The sequence below is a fragment of the Pseudomonas sp. Marseille-Q7302 genome (assembly GCF_965111925.1).
In genome coordinates, this window is sequence record NZ_CBCOPK010000001.1 from 1,407,875 (window position 1) to 1,426,989 (window position 19,115).

Consider the following 19,115-nt stretch of genomic DNA (forward strand, 5'->3'; position numbering starts at 1 on the left):
ATGACCCAGACCAATACCGCCCACGCCCTGCAACCCACCTGGCAACCCCTGTGCAGCCTGGCCGACCTGGTGCCCCAGTCCGGCGTGGTGGCCCTGCACGAGGGCGAGCAGGTGGCGCTGTTCTACCTGCCCGATACCGAGCAGAAGGTCTTTGCCGTGGGCAACCGCGATCCCAAGTCCGGTGCCAACGTCATCGGCCGTGGCATCGTCGGCCAGCTGGGCCAGGATCTGGTGATCGCCTCGCCACTGTACAAGCAGCATTTCCGCCTGGCGGATGGCGGCTGCCTGGAGTATCCCGAGCAGGCGCTGCCCACCTGGGCGGTACGGTTGAATGGGGAGCGGGTGGAAATCGCCTGAGGCGGCTTGGCCCTCACCCCAACCCTCTCCCGAAGGGAGAGGGGGCGGTACGGCGTGGCGCGGAGCTATTCGCGTAGCCTGGACAACGGCGCAGCCTTGTCCGGGAATAGCTGACGCGATACCAAGTGACACTCACCCCAACCCTCTCCCGGAGAGATAGGGGGCGGTACGGCGCGGCACGGCGCTATTCGCGTAGCCTGGACAACGGCGCAGCCCTGTCCGGGTGATCACCGCGCCTACTGCGACTGACTGTTGCACCCCCGGCAGTGCAGTGTTGCGCGATAGGTGCCGGTCCAGGCAGGCGAAAACCCTCGGACGGGACGATACTCAAGGAGCGGGGACGCTATCCGCCCGAGCCTGGCAATCGCCCCGCGGGAGATCACCATGCGCCTGACAAGAACCCTTCGCTCCGCACTGTTCATCACCCTGCTGCTGGCCCTGGCCGCCGTGGCCCTGCTGGAAGGCTGGCGCGCGCAACCGGTGGGCGAACCCGCCTTGCGCGCCGATCCGGTCTGCACCCACGGCTACGCGCCTTATGGCTGCTATCCGGTGCCAGCCCGCGGTGGCGATCTGGGGTGGCTGGAGCGCCTCTAGACGGTCAACCAGCCCGTAGCTCCGTGTCCAGCAGCGCCGTCAGCTCGCTGGCAGACAGGGCGTGGCCGACCAGCGCGCCCTGGACTTCATCGCAGTGCTGCGTTTGCAGCCAATGCAACTGGCCTGGCGTCTCGACGTCCGTCGCCGCCACCTTGAGGCCCAAGGTTCGTCCGAGGCCGATCAGGGCTTGTGCGATAGCCGCGTCGGCGTGCTGACGTTCCGGGTGGGTGACCACGCGGCTATCGAGGCTGATGCCGTCCAGCCACGGCTGGCGCAGTGCCTCGAAGGCGGTGAGACCCCTGCCGAAGTCGGCCAGGCTCAGACGCACCCCCAGCGCCTTGAGCGCTTGAAGGTGGTCCAGTTGCTGATCACAGTCGGCATGTAGCAGCGTGTCCGGAAGCTGCAGCTCCAGCCGTTCCGCTGCCAGGCCAGTCGCCTGCACGGTCTGGGCGACCGCTTCCAGCAGCTCCCCGGCAGCGGCGAATTGGCGTGGCGACAGACTGACCACCAGCTTCAGGGGCAGGGGCCAGGTAGCCGCGCTGCGACAGGCGCCCTCCAGCAGCCAGATTGCCAGGGAAGCACCAAGGCCAAGCTCTTCGGCCAGGGGCAAAAAGGCGTCCGGAGGCAACAGTCCGCGTACCGGGTGGGCCCACTGCACCTGGACCTCGACACCGCATAGGCCACCATCGGCGACGCTCCGGCGGGGCAGGTAGCTCAGGCGCAGCTGGTCACGCGCCAGCGCCTGGCGCAGTTCCTGTTCCAGATCACGACGCTGGCTGAGCTCGGCGTCCATGGCCGGCGCATGAAAGCACCAGCCGTTGCGGCCCGCGGCCTTGGCCTGGTAGAGCGCGATGTCGGCCAGCCGCAGCAATTCCTCGACCTGATCGGCCTGGCCCGGCGCCTGGGCGATGCCGATGCTGGTCCCGACGCTGACGGTCTGCTCGTCCAGCAGGATCGGCCGGGCGATGGCGGTTACCAGCCGGGCACAGATCTGGTCGACCGTCGTGGCATCCAGGTGACCGAGCAGCACCACGATGAATTCATCGCCGCCCAGCCGCGCCACCAGGCCGCCGGGCCTCAGGCTGGCTTGCAGACGACGGGCGATTTCCTGCAGCACCCGGTCACCGGCGGCGTGGCCGAGGCTATCGTTGATCGGTTTGAAGCGATCCAGGTCCAGACTGAGCAGGGTGAGCGGCGTGCTGGGTTGCGCCAGTTGAGCGGCCAGGTAGTGCTGCAACTGCAACCGGTTGGCCAGCCCGGTCAGGCTATCGTGTTGCGACAGGTGCTCGATTTCGGCCTGGGCGTTGACCGCGGCGGTGATGTCACTGGCGGTTCCACGAAAACCCGCACCCTTGGGCAAGGGACGGGCGGTGATTTCGCAGACCCGGGAATGGCCGAGACGGTCACGATAATGGCAGCGCAGCACCTGACGCTCGTCGAGGTGTCGAGCGTTGTCCAAGAGCCAGTCAGCCAGGCTGGTCGTCTCGGTGCTGAACAGCTCCGCGAGCGGCCGACCGAGCCAGCTGCCAGGCGCATGCCCGGTGATGCGGGCGAAGCGTTCGGACAGATAGGCGATGCGGCCTTCGGCATCGCTTTCCCAGAGCCAGTCGGAGGCCGCCTCGGCGAGCTCGCGAAAGCGGCGTTCGCTGCGACTCAGCTCCGTTTGGCTGGTGACCAGGGCATCGAACTGCTGGTCGAGCTGCCGGGCCGAATTCAGCGCATGGCGGATCAGCAGCGCCAGCACCAGGCCGAGCAACAGCACCCCGGCCAGGAACACCGGTAGCGTCCGGCGCAGCAACTGGGCGCCGGGCCGTGGGGGTTGCCAGTTGAGCAACAGCGGTGAATCCAGCGGGCGCAGGGATTCATGATCGGGCAGAGGCAGCCGGGAGGCCTGCAGCGTCGGCAGCCCGTAGGTGTCGCTGAGATGAGCCAGGGTCGCAGGGTCGAGCACATTGACGAACAGCATCACCGAGGGCACGCCGGCGCCCGGCGTGACGCCATAGCTCGCGCCCGGCGTGATGGTGGCGGCGGCGACCAGCGCAGGGACGCCGCCGACACTCAGGATCCGCACCAGGCTTTCGGTTTCTCCAGGTCGCTGGCGAGTCGCCGCCAGCAGGGCAGTGAGATCCCCTTCCAGCCATTGCGCGGCCGTGCGCTCCGTTGGCTGCCCGTCGATCACGGCATAGACGGTACGGTCCTGGGGATCCAGCACGAAGACGCCGTTGTAGCCATAGAGCTCATAGGGAATGTCGCCAACGTTACGCTCCTCGTTGGCCCAGAAGCGATCGACCTTCAGGTGCAGGTGCTTGTAGGCCTCGCCCCACTTGGCATAGTTGATGATGTTATGGCCGATCTCGTTTTCCACCTGCTCCAGGGTGCGGGTGATATAGGTCCGCGCCCGCTGCTGGACATCGGCGTCCTGGCTGGAGGCGGTCTTGATCAGCAGGTAGCAGCCGATGCCGAGCAGGATCGGCAGGGCGCAAATGACCGGAAACAGGCGCAGCAACAGGGCGTGACTGCGACGGGTGGCGATGGGGGTTGACGACATGAGGGACCTGGGCGGCGCTGGACGACGGTCAGATTTCCTGCGCGGTGGCCAAAGACGGCGCGAGGAATATCTGGCCAGGTGCCATTATCGGCGACTGGCTAACAGACGTCTGCTCATCATCGGACTAGGGGCAGCGCTGAGCTGCCCGGACGGTCGACCGCTCAAGGACGCGGCGGATAGCCGATCAGCAGTTCGTTGATCAGACGGCCAAATCCGGCACTGCGTTGGGCGGGCGTGGCGTTCTGGTCGTCCAGCAGCCGCTCTTCGCTGGCACGCCAGACCAGTTTGCCGTCGCGGCCGTCGAGCATGTCGAGCTGCACCGTCATCACCGGATAGGTGACGGTCTGGGTGCGCACATAGCTCGGTCCCCAGGGGCCCGGGCCCCAGGCGGAGCCCCAAGGGCCACCCCAGCCCGGACCCCAGTAGGGGTCGGCATAGCTGTAGCTCTGCTGACGCTGGTCGAGGATCACATAGAGCTTGATCCTGAGGTCTGGCCGCGTGCCTGTCGCAGCGGGGCGCAGCCCACGCTGGTCGAGGCCGCCGCTGACCGAGTCGCACAGGCGCTGCTCGGTGAGGTCGCTGCGCACCCGGGGATCGTTGGGTCGGTACTCGATGGCTGGATCGGCCCAGCTCCAGCTGCGATAGGCGGCGAAATCGCGGCTGGCGTCATAGTCCAGGTTGCGGGGTCCCCGCTCGGCACAGGCCGCCAGCAGCAGGACCGACAGCAGCAGGAGACAGCGTTTCATGGGCGAACCTCTGGGTGAGCGCACTAGTCTGCTTGGACTGGCTTAAGGGCGACTTATCCCCTCAGCTCGGCGGATAGTTGGCCAACAGGCGGCGGGTGGTATCTCTCAAGGCACGCACGCGTTCGCTGCCGTTGCCCCCGGTGGCCTGTTCGGCGGCCGAATGCCAGAGCACCCGGCCACTGGTGGGGTCGAGCAATTCAACCTCCAGCACGTCCACCAAAAAGGTGCGGGTACGGGTCCGCGCCTGGCCGACCGTGGCGCCATAGCCAGGCCCGTAACCGTAGGGCCCATAGCCGCCGTAGCCATAGTTGGTGTCGTAGTAGTCGGTGTACTGCTCGCTGCGCTGCTGCTGGGTGAGGCGGGCACGGACCTGCAGATCGGCACGGGCACCCCCGAGTGCCGGCCGCAGGCCGCGCTGGTCGAGGCCATCGGCCACTGCCTGCTGTACGGTCTGCCCATCCAGGCCACCGCTGACCACGGCGGCACCGGGTGCCCAGCGCCAGGTGCGATAACGACTCCAATCGGTGGGCGCCGCCGGATAGGCTGCTGGATCCTGCTGCGGCGATACCGGTGCCGAGGCCTCCGGTAGGCTGCTGGCGACATAGGGGTTGGGACTCTGGCAACCGGCCAGGGCGAGCAGCGCGAGCGACAGGCAGAGCAGGGGGCGACGCATGACCGGTTCCTCGAAGGAATGCTGGCCAGAGCATACCGCGCCCGGCGTTATCCTGCCTCAGGTTGGCAGAGCCAATGCAGATAGCGGCCGAGACCGGCGAAGGCCGGGTGCCGTCGGTGGGCCAGTTCCATGGCCACCAGCTCCTCGCCGTTGGCGCGAGCCTGGAATTCCAGCGGCATGTAGTCGTGAAAGACCCGTACGCCGCTGCGCGCCTGGATCTGCCAGTCCGGCGCCAGCCAGGCCTCGACCTCGCGGGGATCGAGGGGCTGTTGCGGCGTGAGACCACGGCGACCCTCGCCCGCATAGTCGCCCCGCTTGAGCTTGCGAAAATGGCCCTTGAGCAGATTGCGATAGATCAGGGCGTCACGGTTGTAGAAGGCCAGGGACAGCCAGCCGTCGGTGGCCAGGCAGCGCTGCAGCGTCGGCAGGATCGCCGTGGGCGTCTCCAGCCATTCCAGCACCGCGTGGCAGAGCACCAGGTCGAAGGGTTCGGCGAAGGCGGGCAACTCCTGCCAGGGCAGCGCCAGCCAATCGGCCCGCAAGCCGGCGGCCGCGAAGGCCTCCTGGGCGCCGGCGAGCATGGGCGCCGACGGCTCGGCCAGGGTCACCGCATGACCCTGCTGGGCCAGCCAAAGACTCATGTGGCCGAGGCCGGCACCGACGTCCAGCACCCGCAGCGGGCGTTGCGGCAGCACCTCGGCGAGATCCGCCTGCAGCACGGCCAGGCGGATGGCGCCCTTGGTGCCGCCATAGATGTTGGCGGCGAAGCGGGTGGCGCGGTCGTCGAAGAAGGTATCGCTCACGGCAGGAAGCGCCTCTCGTTGTCGGCCAGCTTGGCCAGCACCGCCTGTTCCACGTCCAGCTCCAGTTCGCTGCCCAGTTGCAGCAGATAGAGCAGCACGTCGGCGATTTCCTGGCCGGCGTGTTCGCGCTCAGTGGCGCTCAGCGCGCGGGCCTCGGCATCGCTCTTCCACTGGAAGATCTCCACCAGCTCGGCCATCTCGACACTGGCGGCCATCGCCAGGTTCTTGGGGTTGTGATAACGCCGCCAGGCGTTGGCATCGCGGATGGCGTGCAGGCGGGTGAGCAGGGCAGGGAGGTCCATGGGCGTCCGGAGGCGTCGATAAACCACCATTCTCCCATGGCTGGCCCGGCGGACGGCAGTGTCCTGGCTGACGGCGGCCGGCGACAGCCCAGGCCGACTGCTCTACCCTGAGGCCTCCCCCTGACGTTGGCTGCTGGAGACCTGATGAAATTTCGCCTGTCCGGACTGTTGCTGGCCCTGACCATGATCACCGGCACTGCCCATGCCGAACGGCTGCTGCTGGAGGGCACCCTGGGGCAAGCCAGGGTGGTGGTGGACGTCGATCCCGCGGCCAACGACGAAGCCTATGGTCGCTATTTTTACGAACGCTATCGTCGCGATCTGCGCCTGAGCGGTCCGGCGCAGCGGGGCGACCAGCTTGAGCTGGAGGAGGGGGCGCCCTGGCAGGACGGACCCAAGGCCCGCTGGGCACTGGCCCGAGGTAGCGACGGACGCTGGACCGGTACCTGGAATGGTGAGGGCAAGACCTTGCCCATCGCGCTGGCGCCGCTGCACCTGGCCGAGGCCGTGGACACGGGTAGCTATCGCCAGAAGCTGCGCCAGGAAGACCCCTACGAATATCGCCGGCTGCAGGGACTGAGCCTGGTGCAGGGCGAGCGTCAGACCTTCATGGGCCGTGGCCTGCGCTGGTGGCGCGAGCCGGTCTCGGGCATGCGGTTGTTCACCGTGGACGGCGCCAGCGAGGCGGCCAACGGCGTCTTGCGTGAACGCCTCTGGCAGGAGGTGGACGCTCACCTGAGCTGCATCGGCAGTGACGGCGACCATAGCCTGACCGTGACCCCTCAATTGCTCACCGAGCGGGTGCTCAGCGTCAACCTGTTCAGCGAATACAGCTGCAGCGGTGCGGCTCATCCGGATTTCGGCAGCGCGCCCCTGACCCTGGATCTCAAGAGCGGCCGCGAACTGGCGCTGGAGGATGTCCTCTGGCTGGGCCGCGGTGCGCCGATCCGGCCGGCGGCGGACGACCGCTATTCCCAGGCGCTGACGGACTATCGGGAAAAGACCCTGGCACCCTGGGTGGTCCGGCTCTTCACCCGGCTGTATCCGGAGTTGATGCAGGCGCCGGCCAATGGCGACGGCTGCGACTATCGCAGTGCCGATGTCTGGCAATTCGCCCCCTGGTACCTGACGACCAAGGGGCTCTACCTGGGCCCAACCTTCTACCGCGCTGCTCGCAGCTGCGACGAGCCCGGCGGCACCCTGGTGCCCTACGCCGAAGTCCGGAAACATCCGGGGCCGCGGGTGGGATTGCTGCCGCACTGAGGCCTAGGTTGGCGCCGGGTAAGGTTGGGCTTCGACGATGAAGGCGTCTCAACCCAACCTACGCGGTGGTCGACCAAGCAGCAGTAGGTTGGCGCTGAGCGCAGCGAAGCCCAACGAGGCTCCCGTTGGGCTTCGACCATAGAGCTGTCTCGGTCCAGCCTACAAAAGCAGTCGTAGCGCGGAGAACTGCATGGCGGTTTCCACCGGGAAGGAAGGTCCCGCGTGGGTAAGGCTGCGCCGTTACCCACCCTACGGTCGCCGTCAGCCCGTAGCGTGGAAAACCGCAAAGCGTTTTCCACTGGCAATGAGGTATTTGCGGCGGAAAGCCGCCCTTCATCCACCTCTACTCGTCGGCGATCAGCCGCTTGCCCAGGGTGACGACCTCGGCCTCGGCATAGCCCAGGGCGGTATAGAAGCCGATGATCGCCGCGTTGTCCCGCCGTACCATCAGTTGCAGCTTGGGACAGCCTCTTTCGGCCAGCAGCCGTTCGGCGATCTCTACCAGGCGGCGCGCATGGCCGCGGCGCTGATGCTCCGGTGCCACGGCGAGGTAATAGAGCCAGCCGCGATGGCCGTCGGTGCCGAGCATGGCGTTGGCCATGAGGATGCCATCCACTTCGCCTACGAGGAACAATTCCGGCTGCTCGGCCAGCTTGCGCTGGATGTCGCGGTAGGGATCGTTCCAGGGGCGGGTCAGGCCGCAGACCTGCCAGAGACTGACGATGGCCTCGGTGTCGGCGGGCTGGAAAGGGCGGATGTGCATGGGGAGTTCGGCAAGGGGGCGGAGCTCAAAGATAACAGGCAGGGTTGTGGGCTTCGAGGAGGGTGCTGGCTTTGACGGCGCTATCGCGGCCATGGGCCGCTCCTACGGGTTTTGACATCCTGTAGGAGCGGCCCATGGCCGCGATAAGAGCGTTGCTCCTACGGATCGGCGTCAGTAGGAGCGGGCGCATCAGCGGACTGCCGTGGCCGGGATTGAGACGTCAGAAGCCGCTAGAGAAAGTTCTCCGCATAGTGGCAGGCCACCTGGCGGGCTTCCACGTTGCGCAGCGCCGGCACCTCGGTCTTGCACTTCTCCGTCGCATAGGGGCAGCGACGGTGGAAGACGCAACCGGGTGGCGGATCCAGCGGGTTGGGCAGTTCGCCCTGGATGCGGATGCGCGGCTTGCTCGGATCCGGGTGCAGGCTCGGGGTGGCCGACAGCAGCATCTGGGTATAGGGATGCAGGGGCCGCTCGAACAGCAGGTCGCGACTGGTCTTTTCGACGATGCAGCCGAGGTACATCACCATCACCTCGTCGGCGATATGGCGCACCACCGAGAGGTTGTGGGAGATGAACACATAGGCCGTGCGGTACTGCTGCTGCAGATCCATGAACAGGTTGAGCACCTGCGCCTGGATGGAGACGTCCAGCGCCGAGGTCGGCTCGTCCGCCACCAGCACCTTGGGCTGCAGCATCATGGCGCGAGCCACGGCGATGCGCTGGCGCTGGCCGCCGGAGAACATGTGCGGATAGCGCTGGTAGTGCTCCGGCCGCAACCCCACCTGCTGCATCATCGCCTGGACCTTCTCGCGTCTTTCAGCGCGCGAGAGGCTGGTGTTGATCTGCAGCGGTTCGGCCAGCTGATCGCCGATCTTGCGCCGCGGATTGAGCGAGGCATAGGGATTCTGGAACACCATCTGCACCTCGCGGCGCAGCTCCTTGCGGCGGGCGGCATCGGCCTTGGCGACGTCCTGGCCACCAATGACCAGGCTGCCGGTAGTGGGCTGCTCGATCAGGGTCAGGGCGCGGGCCAGGGTGGACTTGCCGCAGCCGGACTCCCCCACCACGGCCAGGGTGCGTCCGGCCTGGAGGTCGAAGGAGACGCCGTTGAGCGCCTTGACCGTGGCGTTGTCCTTGAACAGGCCGCGGGACAGCTGATAGTGCTGGGTCAGGTCGCGGGCTTCGAGCACGTTCCCCTGGGTGACAGGGGTTTCGAGGACGGTGGCTTCAGACGGCGCCATGGCGATCCTCCGGCAGCTGACTGGGACGTTGATGTTCGGGCAGCACTTCGGGCGCCTCGCCCGGGCCGACATTGCGCGGGAAGAAGCAGCGCACCGCTCCGCGGTCGTAGGGCTCCAGCGCCGGACGCTCCTGGCAGCGCGGCTGCACATAGGGGCAGCGCGGGCTGAGCAGGCAGCCGGCCGGCCGGTCGTAGCGACCGGGCACGATGCCGGGCAGGGTGTGCAGGCGGTCCGTCTGGCTATGCTCGGGAATGGCCGCGAGCAGGGCTTCGGTGTAGGGGTGGGCGGGCGCGTCGAACAGCGTCGGCACCACGCCTTTCTCCACCGCCTGGCCGGCATACATCACCACCACGCGCTGGGCGGTCTCGGCCACCACGGCGAGGTCGTGGGTGATGAGGATCAGCCCCATGCCCTCGTCACGCTGCAGGTTGACCAGCAGTTCCATGATCTGCGCCTGGATGGTCACGTCCAGGGCGGTGGTGGGTTCGTCGGCGATCAGCAGGCGCGGCTCGGCGGCGATGGCCATGGCGATGGCGACGCGCTGGCTCATGCCCCCTGACAGCTGGTGCGGATAGGCGCCGAGGCGACTGGCCGCCGCCGGGATCTCGACCTTTTCCAGCAGCTCCAGGGCGCGCTGGCGGGCGGCGCGACCCTTGAGACCCAGGTGCTGACGGATCACTTCTTCCAGCTGGAAGCCCACGGTGTAGCTGGGATTGAGCGCCGTCATCGGGTCCTGGAACACCATCGACAGCTCCTTGCCGATCAGGTGACGCCGACGGCGACCCTTGAGGCTGAGCAGGTCCTGGCCATCGAAGGTCAGGCGGTCGGCGGTGATACGGCCAGGGTGATCGATCAGGCCCATCACGGCCATCATGGTCACCGACTTGCCGGAGCCGGATTCACCGACGATGGCGACGATCTCGCCCTGATCCACCGTGAGATCGAGGCCTTCCACCACCGGCGGGGCGTCGGCGCCGCCGAAGCGGACCGAGAGGTTCTGGATTTCGAGGAGGCTCATGACTGCACCTTCAGACGCGGATCGAGGGCATCGCGCAGGCCGTCGCCCATCAGGTTGATGGCCAGCACGGTGAAGAGGATGGCGAGACCCGGCAGGGTCACCACCCACCAGGCGCGCTCGATGTAGTCGCGGGCCGAGGCCAGCATGGTGCCCCACTCCGGAGTGGGCGGCTGCACGCCGAGGCCGAGGAAGCCCAGGGCGGCGGCATCGAGAATCGCCGAGGAGAAGCTCAGGGTGGCCTGGACGATCAGCGGCGCCATGCAGTTGGGTAGCACACTGACGAACATCAGGCGCAGGGTACCGGCGCCCGCCAGCCGCGAGGCGGTGACATAGTCGCGGTGCAGTTCGCCCATCACCGCGGCGCGGGTCAGGCGGACATAGGAGGGCAGCGAGACGATGGCGATGGCCACCACGGTGTTGATCAGGCCTGGGCCGAGGATGGCGACGATGGCCACGGCCAGCAGCAGCGAGGGCAGCGCCAGCATGATGTCCATCAGGCGCATGATCACCGGACCGGCGCGGTTGGGCGAGAAGCCGGCGATCAGCCCGAGCAGGATGCCGGGGATCAGCGAGAAGACCACCGAGGCCAGGCCGATCAGCAGCGACAGCCGGGCACCATGGATCAGCCGGCTGAGCAGGTCACGGCCCAACTCGTCGGTGCCCAGGGGGAACTGACTGGTGCCACCGTCCAGCCACAGCGGCGGGGTGAGCATGAAGTCGCGGAACTGCTCGCTGGGCGCATGGGGTGCGACCCAGGGCGCGAAGAGCGCGCAGAACACCACGATGACCATGAAGATCAGCCCGCCCAGGGCGCCCTTGTTGCGGGCGAAGGCGTGCCAGAACTCCTTGAAGGGGGAGGGGTAGAGGGCGCTCGGGTCTTGAGCGGCCGGGGTGTTTACCGTTGTCATAGGCTCTGTCCGTATGGGCGCATCAACGCTGGTGGCGGATGCGCGGATTGACCAGGCCGTAGAGGATGTCCACGACGAAATTGACCAGGATGACCAGGGTGGCGATCAGCAGGATGCCGTTCTGCACCACCGGGTAGTCCCGGGCGCCGATGGCCTCGATCAGCCACTTGCCGATGCCGGGCCAGGAAAAGATGGTCTCGGTGAGCACCGCGCCGGAGAGCAGGCTGCCCACCTGCAGGCCAAGCACCGTCAGGACCGGGATCAGGGCGTTGCGCAGGGCGTGGACGAAGACTACGCGCTTGGGCGACAGGCCCTTGGCCCGGGCGGTGCGTACATAGTCCTCGCGCAGGACTTCGAGCATGGCCGAGCGGGTCATGCGGGCGATTACCGCCAGGGGAATGGTCCCCACCACGATGGCCGGCAGGATCAGGTGCTTGAGGGCGTCGATGAAGGCGCCGGGCTCGTCGGAGAGCAGGGTGTCGATGAGCATGAAGCCGGTGCGCGGCGGAATGTCGTAGAGCAGGTCCAGGCGGCCGGAAACCGGGGTCCAGCCGAGCTGCACCGAGAACAGCATGATCAGCAGCAGGCCCCACCAGAAGATCGGCATGGAGTAGCCGGTCAGGGCCACGCCCATCACCCCGTGGTCCACCGTGGAGCCGCGCCTCAGGGCGGCGAGGATGCCGGCCAGCACGCCGAACACCGTGGCGAACAGCATGGCCGCCACCGAAAGCTCCAGGGTGGCTGGGAACAGGGTCAGGAATTCGTCCCAGACCCCGACGCGGCTGCGCAGGGATTCGCCGAGGTTGCCCTGGGCGAGATTACCGATGTAGTCGAAATACTGCTGGTACAGGGGCTTGTCGAGGCCCAGGCGGTGCATGGCTTCGGCGTGCATCTGCGGATCGACGCGGCGTTCGCCCATCATGACTTCCACCGGATCGCCGGGGATGAGGCGGATCAGGGCGAAGGTCAGCAGGGTGACGCCAAAGAACGTCGGTATCAGCAGCCCGAAGCGACGGGCGATGAAGGCGAGCATCGGAGGGGGTATCTCCTCTTGAGGCTGATCAAGACGGCGCGAGTACATGCCCGGCCGCGTTTTTAAGTGAGAGCCCGCTCAAAAGCTAATGAGCTTTTGATCTGACTCTCAGACCTTGTGGGTCTGGATTCATCCCTGAAAAGACCATCCTGGTCCGCAACGAACGACACCTGCGGGCAGCAGGCTCGTTCGGTCCTACGAATAGGTTCGAAGAGCGTTCTGAACCAGTGCTCCAAACCCGGCAGACTACCACGTTGCCACGGGCGTCGATATCTTCGACATGGCCAGGGCTTCGCCGGTGTTCGCGACGCGATCCCGGCCAAGTGCCGGGTGCTGCGCGAAATCTGCCGGGTTTGGTCATCACAGCAGGTTGAACGGCAGGGTGGACACCAGGCGCAGTTCCTTGACGTTGCCGTCGACCTGGTTCTGGCTGGCGCGGTGATCGGTCAGCAGCAGGCGGAAGCGGCTGTCCTTGAGCGTGCCCTGTTGCACCTTGTAGGTGGTGACCAGACCGATCTCGCGGTGCTTCTCGCCATCCTGCTGCAGGACCTCGGCATAGTTGGCGTACTTGCCGGCGCCGGCGTCGTAGTGGGTGCCGTCGATGTCCCAGCCCTTGGCGTACCAGACGCCGGTACTCAGGCCGGGCACGCCGAAGTAGCTCCAGTCGGTCTCGTAGCGGATCTGCAGTGACTTCTCGTTGGGGCTGTTGTAGTCCGAGACCAGGGAGTTGGCCAGGTAGATGGCCGCGGTCTCGTGGGCGTAGTCGAAGTACTCGTTGCCGTCGATCTGCTGGTAGGCCAGGGTCAGGCTGTGGGCCTGGTGGCTGCCGGTGAACGCCAGGCTCCAGGCGGTGTTGTCGATGTTGCCGGCCTTGGCGCTGCCGGCGTCGACGGTGCGATAGGCGTTGGCCACCGCCTTCCAGGCGAAGGTGTCGAGGGTGCCACCGGCCTGGGTGACGCTCAGGAAGTACTGGTTCCAGACGTCTTCGAAGTTGGCGCCATACACGCTGACTTCCCAGCCCTGGGGCAGCTTGTAGTTGCCGCCGAGAAAGCTCAGGCGGTCGGCGGTGACCTCGCGGGTGCCGTACTCGGTGGTCCACTTCTCGTCGCCGGCGCCGGTCCGCGGGCTGACGCGGGTGAAGCTGCCGCTCTGCAGCGAGAGGTTGTCCCACTCATCGCTGGTCAGCGCGAAGCCGTCGAAACCGGAGGGGAAGGGCCGGTTGTCGTTGTAGCTGATCACCGGGGTGTCGAGCATGAAACGGCCGATCTTGAGCTCGGTGTTGGAGACGCGGAAGCGGGCATCGGCGATGCCCAGCTTGGACCATTCCGCATGGCCCTCGCCCTCGGCGTTGGCCAGGGTACGGTTGCCGCCGCCACCGATGCGGCCCTTGCCGCGTTCCAGGTTGGTGGCCTGGTAGCCGGCCACGTCGATGCCGAAGCCCACCGGGCCCTGGGTGTAGCCAGAGCTGTACTTGAGCGCCGTGGCCTGGACCCAGGTGTTGCGCGAATGGGTGCGCACCCGGGTGCCGTTCTTGCTGTAGCTGAAGATCGGATCGGAGCTGGTCTCGCGGGCGAAGAAGTTGCGCGTGGTCAGGGTCAGGCTGTCGTCGGCCAGAAAACCCTTGGCGCCTGCCTGGCCCTTCACCGGCTTCTGCACGTTGGGCAGGGTCTGGACCTCGTTGGCGTAGCTGGGATCTTCCGGCGCCGGGGATTGGGCGTGGGCGGTCAGCGCCAGGGTGAGCAGGGAGAGGGCAAGGCCTCCACGGTGCAGGTTGGTCATCGGTTGTGCTCCAAAGCAGTTGTTTTTGCTGTTATCTGGGCGTTTTCCGGCACGACCGGACCCGTCGCGCCAGAGGCTGGCGCGAGGTGGGTAAGGTCGTGGAGCGGGCCGCCCGGGCCCGGTTTGTTCCGGCGTCAGGCGCCGATCAGTCGAGGGTCACCGTGGAGAAGTCGTAGACCCCCAACGGGCTCTGCACATAGCCCTGCACCTTGGGTTGCAGGACGTCGGTGAACAGCGGGTGCGCCAGCGGAATCCAGGGCATCTGCTGGTGGAAGATCTGCTGGGCCTGCTCGTAGAGGGCCGCGCGCTGGGCGGGATCGTTGATGCGCTTGGCCTTCTCGATGGCGTCGTTGAACGCCTTGTCGCACCAGAAGGAACGGTTCTCGCCACCCTGCACGGCCGCGCAACTCAGGTTGGTGGTGAGGAAGTTGTCCGGATCGCCATTGTCGCCGGTCCAGCTCATCATCATCAGGTCGTGCTCGCCGGCCTTGGTACGCTTGACGAACTCACCCCACTCGAACTGGGTGATCTCGGCCTTGATGCCGATCTTGGCCAGGTCGCCCTGGATCAGCTGGGCCACCAGGGCCGGACTGCCACCAGGACCACTGCCGGTGCTGATGTAGTACTTGAGGGTGAAGCCATTGGCGTAGCCGGCGTCCTTGAGCAACGCCTTGGCCTTCTCCACGTCGTGGGGCCAGGGCTTGATGTCCTTGGCATAGCCCAGCAGCGAGGAGGGGTAGGGGTTGATCGCCGCCTTGGCGCCGCCCTCGCCGAACACCGTCTTCAGGTAGTTCTGCTGATCGAAGGCCATGGCGATGGCCTGGCGCACCCGCACATCGCTCAGCGGCTTGTGCCTGGTGTTCATCGCCAGGTAGGAGGTGGTCTGGCTTTCCACCTGGGCCAGCTTGAGGTGCTTGTCCTGCTTGAGCATCGGCACGTCCTGCGGTTTGACCGTCAGGCCGATCTGGCACTCGTTGTTGCGTACCCGCTGGATACGCACGTTGGGATCCAGGGTCACCGCCAGCACCAGGCCATCCATCGGCGGCTTCTGGCCGAAGTAGTCCGGGTTGACCTTGTAGCGGGTATTGGAATCCTTGGCATAGCGCTGGAAGACGTAGGGACCGGTGCCGATGGGCTTCTGGTTAATGTCATCGGTCTTCTTGCTGGCCAGCAGGCTGTCGGCGTATTCCTTGGACAGGATGGAGCCGAAGGCCATGGCGAGGTCGGCGAGGAAGGGCGCCTCGGGCTGGTTGAGGGTAAAGCGCACATGGCTGTCGTCCACCTTCTCGATGGACTTGATCAGGCTGCCCATCTCCATGGCCGCGGCATAGGGATAGCCGCTGGGGGAGAGGTTGTACCAGGGGTTGTTCTTGTCGAGCATGCGCTCGAAGCTGAACACCACGTCGTCGGCGTTGAAGTCGCGGCTGGGCTTGAAGTAGTCGGTAGTGTGGAATTTCACGCCCTGGCGCAGGGCGAAGGTGTACTGCAGACCATCGGGCGAGATCTCCCAGCTTTCGGCCAGGCCCGGCTCCAGTTCGGCGCTACCCTGCTTGAATTCCACCAGGCGGTTATAAAGCGGCGTGGCCGAGGCATTGAAGGTGTAGCCCGAGGTGTAGCGACCCGGATCGAAGCCTTCCGGATTGGCCTCGGTGCAGACCACCAGGGGCCGCGCCAGGGCGGCATTGGCCGTCAGGCACAGGAGAGCGGCGAGAGACAGCGAGAACAGGGGTTTGGACACGAAAGGCTCCTCGTGAAAGGCCCGCCGGGCGGGCCGGACAGGGTCAGCGGTCGAGGCTTACGCCATAGAAACCGGTAACGCCGAAGGGATTGATCTTGAAGCCCTGCACCTTTTTGCGCATGGGCTGGGACACCACCGAGTGCGCCATGGGGCTCACCGGCATCTGCTGGCGAATCAGCGCCTGCGCCTGCTCGTAGAGACGGGTGCGCTGGGCGCGATCGTTGCTGGTCTTGGCCTGCTGGATGAGGGCGTCGTAGTCCTTGTCGCACCAGCGCGCATAGTTGCTGCCGCCAATGGCGCTGCAGCCATAGAGCACGCCCAGCCAGTTGTCCGGATCGCCGTTGTCACCGGTCCAGCCATAGGTCAGGACATCGTGTTCGCCGGCCTTGGCTCTCTTGATGTATTCGCCCCATTCGTAGCTGACGATCTTGGCCTTGATGCCGACCTTGGCCCAGTCCTGCTGGATCATCTGCGCCGACTGGCGGGCGTTGGGGTTGGAAGAGCGCTGCACGGTCATGGCCCAGAGGGCGATTTCGGTGCCGTCCTTGATCCCGGCCTGCTTGAGCAGGGCGCGGGCCTTGGTCGGATCATAGGGCGCGCCCTTGATGCTCTTGTCGTAGGACCACTGGTTGGGCGGGATCACGTTCTGCGCCACCTGGCCAGCGCCCTGGAACACGGTGTCGACGATGGCCTGCTTGTTGATGGCCATGTCCAGGGCGCGGCGCACCTCGGGCTTGTCCAGCGGCGGATGCTGAACGTTGTAGGCGAGGAAGCCGACGTTGAAACCCGGCTGCTGCAGCACCTTGAGATGAGGATCCTGCTTCATCTCCACCAGATCCGCCGGGCGCGCATAGCCGCTGACCTGGCACTCGTTGGCCTTGAGCTTCTGCAGGCGGGTAGCGGCATCGGGGGTGATGGCGAAGATCAGGTTGTCGAGCTTGACGTCCTCGGGCTTCCAGTAGTCCGGATTACCCTTGAAGCGGATCACCGCATCCTTCTGGTAGCGACTGAAGACGAAGGGACCGGTGCCGATGGGCTGCTGGTTGAGCAGCTCGGGCTTGCCTTCCTTGAGCAACTGATCGGCGTATTCGGCCGATTGAATGGAGGCGAAGCTCATCGCCAAGTCGGCGGCGAAGGCGGCGTCCACCTTATTCAGGGTGAAGACCACGGTGTGGTCGTCGACCTTGGCCACCTTGGCGATGTTCTGGTCCAGCCCCATGTCGGTGAAGTAGGGGAATTCGGTGGGATAGGCCTTACGGAACGGCTGGTTCTTGTCCAGCATGCGCTGGAAGGTGAAGACCACGTCGTCGGCGTTGAAGTCGCGCGTGGGCTTGAAGTAGTCGGTGGTGTGGAATTTCACGCCCTGGCGCAGGTGGAAGGTATAGGTCTTGCCATCCGCGCTCACGTCCCATTGGGTCGCCAGGCCCGGCTCCAGGGTGGTACCGCCGCGCTGGAACTGCACCAGGCGATTGAAGACCGTTTCGGCCGAGGCATCGAACTCGGTGCCCGAGGTGTATTGCGCCGGATCGAAACCGGCAGGGCTGGCTTCCGAGCAATAGACGAGATTGCTCGCGGCCTGGGCCAGGGGAGCGCAGGCGAGCAGGCTCGCCGCCAACAGCGAGTAGGCGTAGGGAAGGCGCATGGGTCTCACTCCATCAGTCAAATGAATGGCCAAGGCCGGGAGTCTAGCTCCCGGACCTGGCCAAGAGGCTTCACTTGCTGACGCTGACGCTGACGCCGTAGAACTGGTTCAGTCCGAAGGGGCTGATCTTGAAGCCCTGGACCTCTTTGCGCATGGGCATGTAGAGGGTCGAGTGGGCGATGGGCGCCAGGGGGCGCTGCTCCATGATGACCTTCTGAGCCTGCTGGTAGAGCTCGGTACGCTTGGCCTGGTCGGTGGTGCGCTTGGCAGCCTGGATCAGATCCTCGTAGGGCTTGTAGCACCACATGGAGAAGTTGTTGCCACCGACCGCGTCGCAGCCGAAGTTGGTGCCCAGCCAGTTGTCCGGGTCACCGTTGTCGCCGCTCCAGCCGATCAACAGGCTGTCGTGCTCGCCGTTGTGGGCACGCTTGATGTACTCGCCCCATTCGTAGCTGACGATCCTGGCCTTGACGCCGACCTTGGACCAATCCTGCTGGATCATCTCGGCCATCAGGCGAGCATTGGGGTTGTAGGGGCGTTGCACCGGCATGGCCCAGAGGGTGATCTCAGTGCCTTCCTTGACGCCTGCCTTCTCCAGCATGGCCTTGGCTTTGGCAGGATCGTAAGGCACCGCCTTGATCGAGGTGTCATAGGACCACTGGGTCGGCGGCATGGCATTGACCGCCTCCTGACCGGCGCCCTGGTAGACGGTGTCGATGATGGCCTTCTTGTTGATAGCCATGTCCAGCGCCTGGCGCACCTCGATCTTGTCCAGCGGCGCGTGCTTGACGTTGAAGCCCAGCCAGCCTTCGTTGAAGCCGGGCTGCGACGGCATCTGCAGGTTGGCGTCCTTCTTCAGACCTTCCAGGTCGGCCGGGCGCGGGTAGGCGGTGATCTGGCACTCGCCGGCCTTGAGTTTCTGGATGCGTACGGAAGGATCGGTGTTGATGGAGAAGATCAGGTTGTCCACCTTAGGGCCGTCTTCCTTATCCCAGTAGCTGGGGTTGGCCTTGAAGCGGATCACCGCATCCTTCTGGTAGCGGTTGAAGACGAAGGGCCCCGTGCCGACCGGCTTCTGGTTGATATCGGCGGCCTTGCCCTGCTTGAGCAGCTGATCGGCGTACTCGGCGGACAGGATCGAAGCGAAAGGCATGGCGACGTTCTGCAGGAAGGCCGCGTCGACGTCGTTCAGGGTGAAGCGCACGCTGTGCTCATCGACCTTCTCGACCTTGGCGATATTCTTGTCCAGGCCCATGTCGGTGAAGTAGGGGAACTCGGTGGGATAGGCCTTACGGAACGGCTGGTTCTTGTCCAGCATGCGCTGGAAGGTGAAGACCACGTCATCGGCATTGAAGTCGCGGGTCGGCTTGAAGTAATCGGTGGTATGGAACTTCACGCCCTGGCGCAGATGGAAGGTGTAGGTCTTGCTGTCCGGGCTGATGTCCCAGCTTTCGGCCAGGCCAGGCTTGACCTGGGTACCGCCGCGCTCGAACTGCACCAGTTCATTGAACACGGTCTCGGCCGAGGCATCCCAGTCGGTGCCAGTGGTGTATTGCGCCGGGTCGAAGCCGGCCGGGCTGCCTTCGGAGCAGAACACCAGGTTGGCCGCCTGGGCCAGGGGTGCGCCGGCCAGCAGACCGGAAGCGAAGAGGGCAGCGAGTACGTTCTTGTGCATGGAGACCTCATGTCGGGGACGGCGCAACACGA

The 19,115-nt window shown here is 65.8% G+C and carries 17 protein-coding genes; 3 read left to right on the forward strand and 14 right to left on the reverse strand.

Annotated elements, in window-relative coordinates; genetic code table 11:
* Both nirD and ACWPW1_RS06485 read left to right on the forward strand, forming a co-directional pair.
* Complete coding sequence (gene nirD / locus ACWPW1_RS06480; protein ID WP_434776014.1) at window positions 1-357, forward strand: nitrite reductase small subunit NirD; 357 nt, start codon at window positions 1-3, stop codon at window positions 355-357.
* Window positions 358-741: 384 nt separating this feature from the next.
* Window positions 742-951: a hypothetical protein gene (locus ACWPW1_RS06485; RefSeq protein WP_059313987.1), complete on the forward strand. Its 210-nt coding sequence runs from the start codon at window positions 742-744 to the stop codon at window positions 949-951.
* 4 nt (window positions 952-955) lie between these two features.
* Here ACWPW1_RS06485 and ACWPW1_RS06490 read toward each other — a convergent pair whose 3' ends face one another.
* The 5 genes from ACWPW1_RS06490 to ACWPW1_RS06510 form a co-directional block, all read right to left on the reverse strand.
* A complete protein-coding gene (locus ACWPW1_RS06490) occupies window positions 956-3,499 on the reverse strand; it encodes a bifunctional diguanylate cyclase/phosphodiesterase (RefSeq protein WP_454252606.1) in 2,544 nt (847 codons plus the stop codon).
* Between the two features lie 161 nt (window positions 3,500-3,660).
* Window positions 3,661-4,245 carry a DUF4136 domain-containing protein gene (locus tag ACWPW1_RS06495; RefSeq protein ID WP_434776016.1) on the reverse strand — a complete coding sequence of 195 codons (585 nt, stop codon included), beginning with the start codon at window positions 4,243-4,245 and terminating at the stop codon, window positions 3,661-3,663.
* Window positions 4,246-4,306: 61 nt separating this feature from the next.
* Window positions 4,307-4,918 carry a DUF4136 domain-containing protein gene (locus ACWPW1_RS06500; RefSeq protein WP_434776017.1) on the reverse strand — a complete coding sequence of 204 codons (612 nt, stop codon included), beginning with the start codon at window positions 4,916-4,918 and terminating at the stop codon, window positions 4,307-4,309.
* 47 nt (window positions 4,919-4,965) lie between these two features.
* Entirely contained in the window at window positions 4,966-5,721 is a 756-nt protein-coding gene (locus ACWPW1_RS06505) for a methyltransferase domain-containing protein (protein WP_434776018.1), read from the reverse strand.
* The gene (locus tag ACWPW1_RS06510; protein WP_059313992.1) at window positions 5,718-6,023 is read right to left on the reverse strand and encodes a nucleotide pyrophosphohydrolase; all 306 of its coding nucleotides are present in this window, start codon (window positions 6,021-6,023) and stop codon (window positions 5,718-5,720) included. The genes ACWPW1_RS06505 and ACWPW1_RS06510 overlap by 4 nt, the downstream gene beginning before the upstream one ends.
* 144 nt (window positions 6,024-6,167) lie before the next feature.
* On the opposite strand from ACWPW1_RS06510, the gene ACWPW1_RS06515 reads away from it, so the two are divergent.
* Window positions 6,168-7,286 carry a hypothetical protein gene (locus ACWPW1_RS06515; protein ID WP_454252607.1) on the forward strand — a complete coding sequence of 373 codons (1,119 nt, stop codon included), beginning with the start codon at window positions 6,168-6,170 and terminating at the stop codon, window positions 7,284-7,286.
* Between the two features lie 343 nt (window positions 7,287-7,629).
* Here the strand turns inward: ACWPW1_RS06515 and ACWPW1_RS06520 are convergent, their stop codons facing one another.
* The 9 genes from ACWPW1_RS06520 to ACWPW1_RS06560 all read right to left on the reverse strand — a co-directional run bounded on the left by ACWPW1_RS06520 (window position 7,630) and on the right by ACWPW1_RS06560 (window position 19,083).
* Window positions 7,630-8,049, reverse strand: a complete 420-nt coding sequence (locus ACWPW1_RS06520) for a GNAT family acetyltransferase (protein ID WP_454252608.1) — start codon at window positions 8,047-8,049, stop codon at window positions 7,630-7,632.
* 230 nt (window positions 8,050-8,279) lie between these two features.
* On the reverse strand, window positions 8,280-9,290 hold the full coding sequence (locus ACWPW1_RS06525; protein WP_271654182.1) for a peptide ABC transporter ATP-binding protein: 1,011 nt from the start codon (window positions 9,288-9,290) through the stop codon (window positions 8,280-8,282).
* A complete protein-coding gene (locus ACWPW1_RS06530) occupies window positions 9,277-10,308 on the reverse strand; it encodes an ABC transporter ATP-binding protein (RefSeq protein ID WP_059313996.1) in 1,032 nt (343 codons plus the stop codon). The genes ACWPW1_RS06525 and ACWPW1_RS06530 overlap by 14 nt, the downstream gene beginning before the upstream one ends.
* Complete coding sequence (locus ACWPW1_RS06535) at window positions 10,305-11,216, reverse strand: ABC transporter permease subunit (protein ID WP_059313997.1); 912 nt, start codon at window positions 11,214-11,216, stop codon at window positions 10,305-10,307. Before ACWPW1_RS06535 ends, ACWPW1_RS06530 begins: the two co-directional genes overlap by 4 nt.
* 22 nt (window positions 11,217-11,238) lie before the next feature.
* Window positions 11,239-12,249, reverse strand: coding sequence for an ABC transporter permease subunit (locus ACWPW1_RS06540; protein ID WP_323148904.1), 1,011 nt, complete (start codon window positions 12,247-12,249; stop codon window positions 11,239-11,241).
* A gap of 360 nt (window positions 12,250-12,609) precedes the next feature.
* Window positions 12,610-14,028, reverse strand: a complete 1,419-nt coding sequence (locus tag ACWPW1_RS06545) for an OprD family outer membrane porin (RefSeq protein WP_454252609.1) — start codon at window positions 14,026-14,028, stop codon at window positions 12,610-12,612.
* 145 nt (window positions 14,029-14,173) lie between these two features.
* Window positions 14,174-15,766 (reverse strand): ABC transporter substrate-binding protein, encoded by a 1,593-nt coding sequence (locus tag ACWPW1_RS06550; protein ID WP_434776022.1) that lies wholly within the window; start codon window positions 15,764-15,766, stop codon window positions 14,174-14,176.
* A 43-nt stretch (window positions 15,767-15,809) separates the two neighbouring features.
* A complete protein-coding gene (locus tag ACWPW1_RS06555) occupies window positions 15,810-17,408 on the reverse strand; it encodes an ABC transporter substrate-binding protein (RefSeq protein ID WP_454252610.1) in 1,599 nt (532 codons plus the stop codon).
* Window positions 17,409-17,478: 70 nt separating this feature from the next.
* Window positions 17,479-19,083 carry an ABC transporter substrate-binding protein gene (locus ACWPW1_RS06560; protein ID WP_454252611.1) on the reverse strand — a complete coding sequence of 535 codons (1,605 nt, stop codon included), beginning with the start codon at window positions 19,081-19,083 and terminating at the stop codon, window positions 17,479-17,481.
* Between the last annotated feature and the right edge of the window lie 32 nt (window positions 19,084-19,115).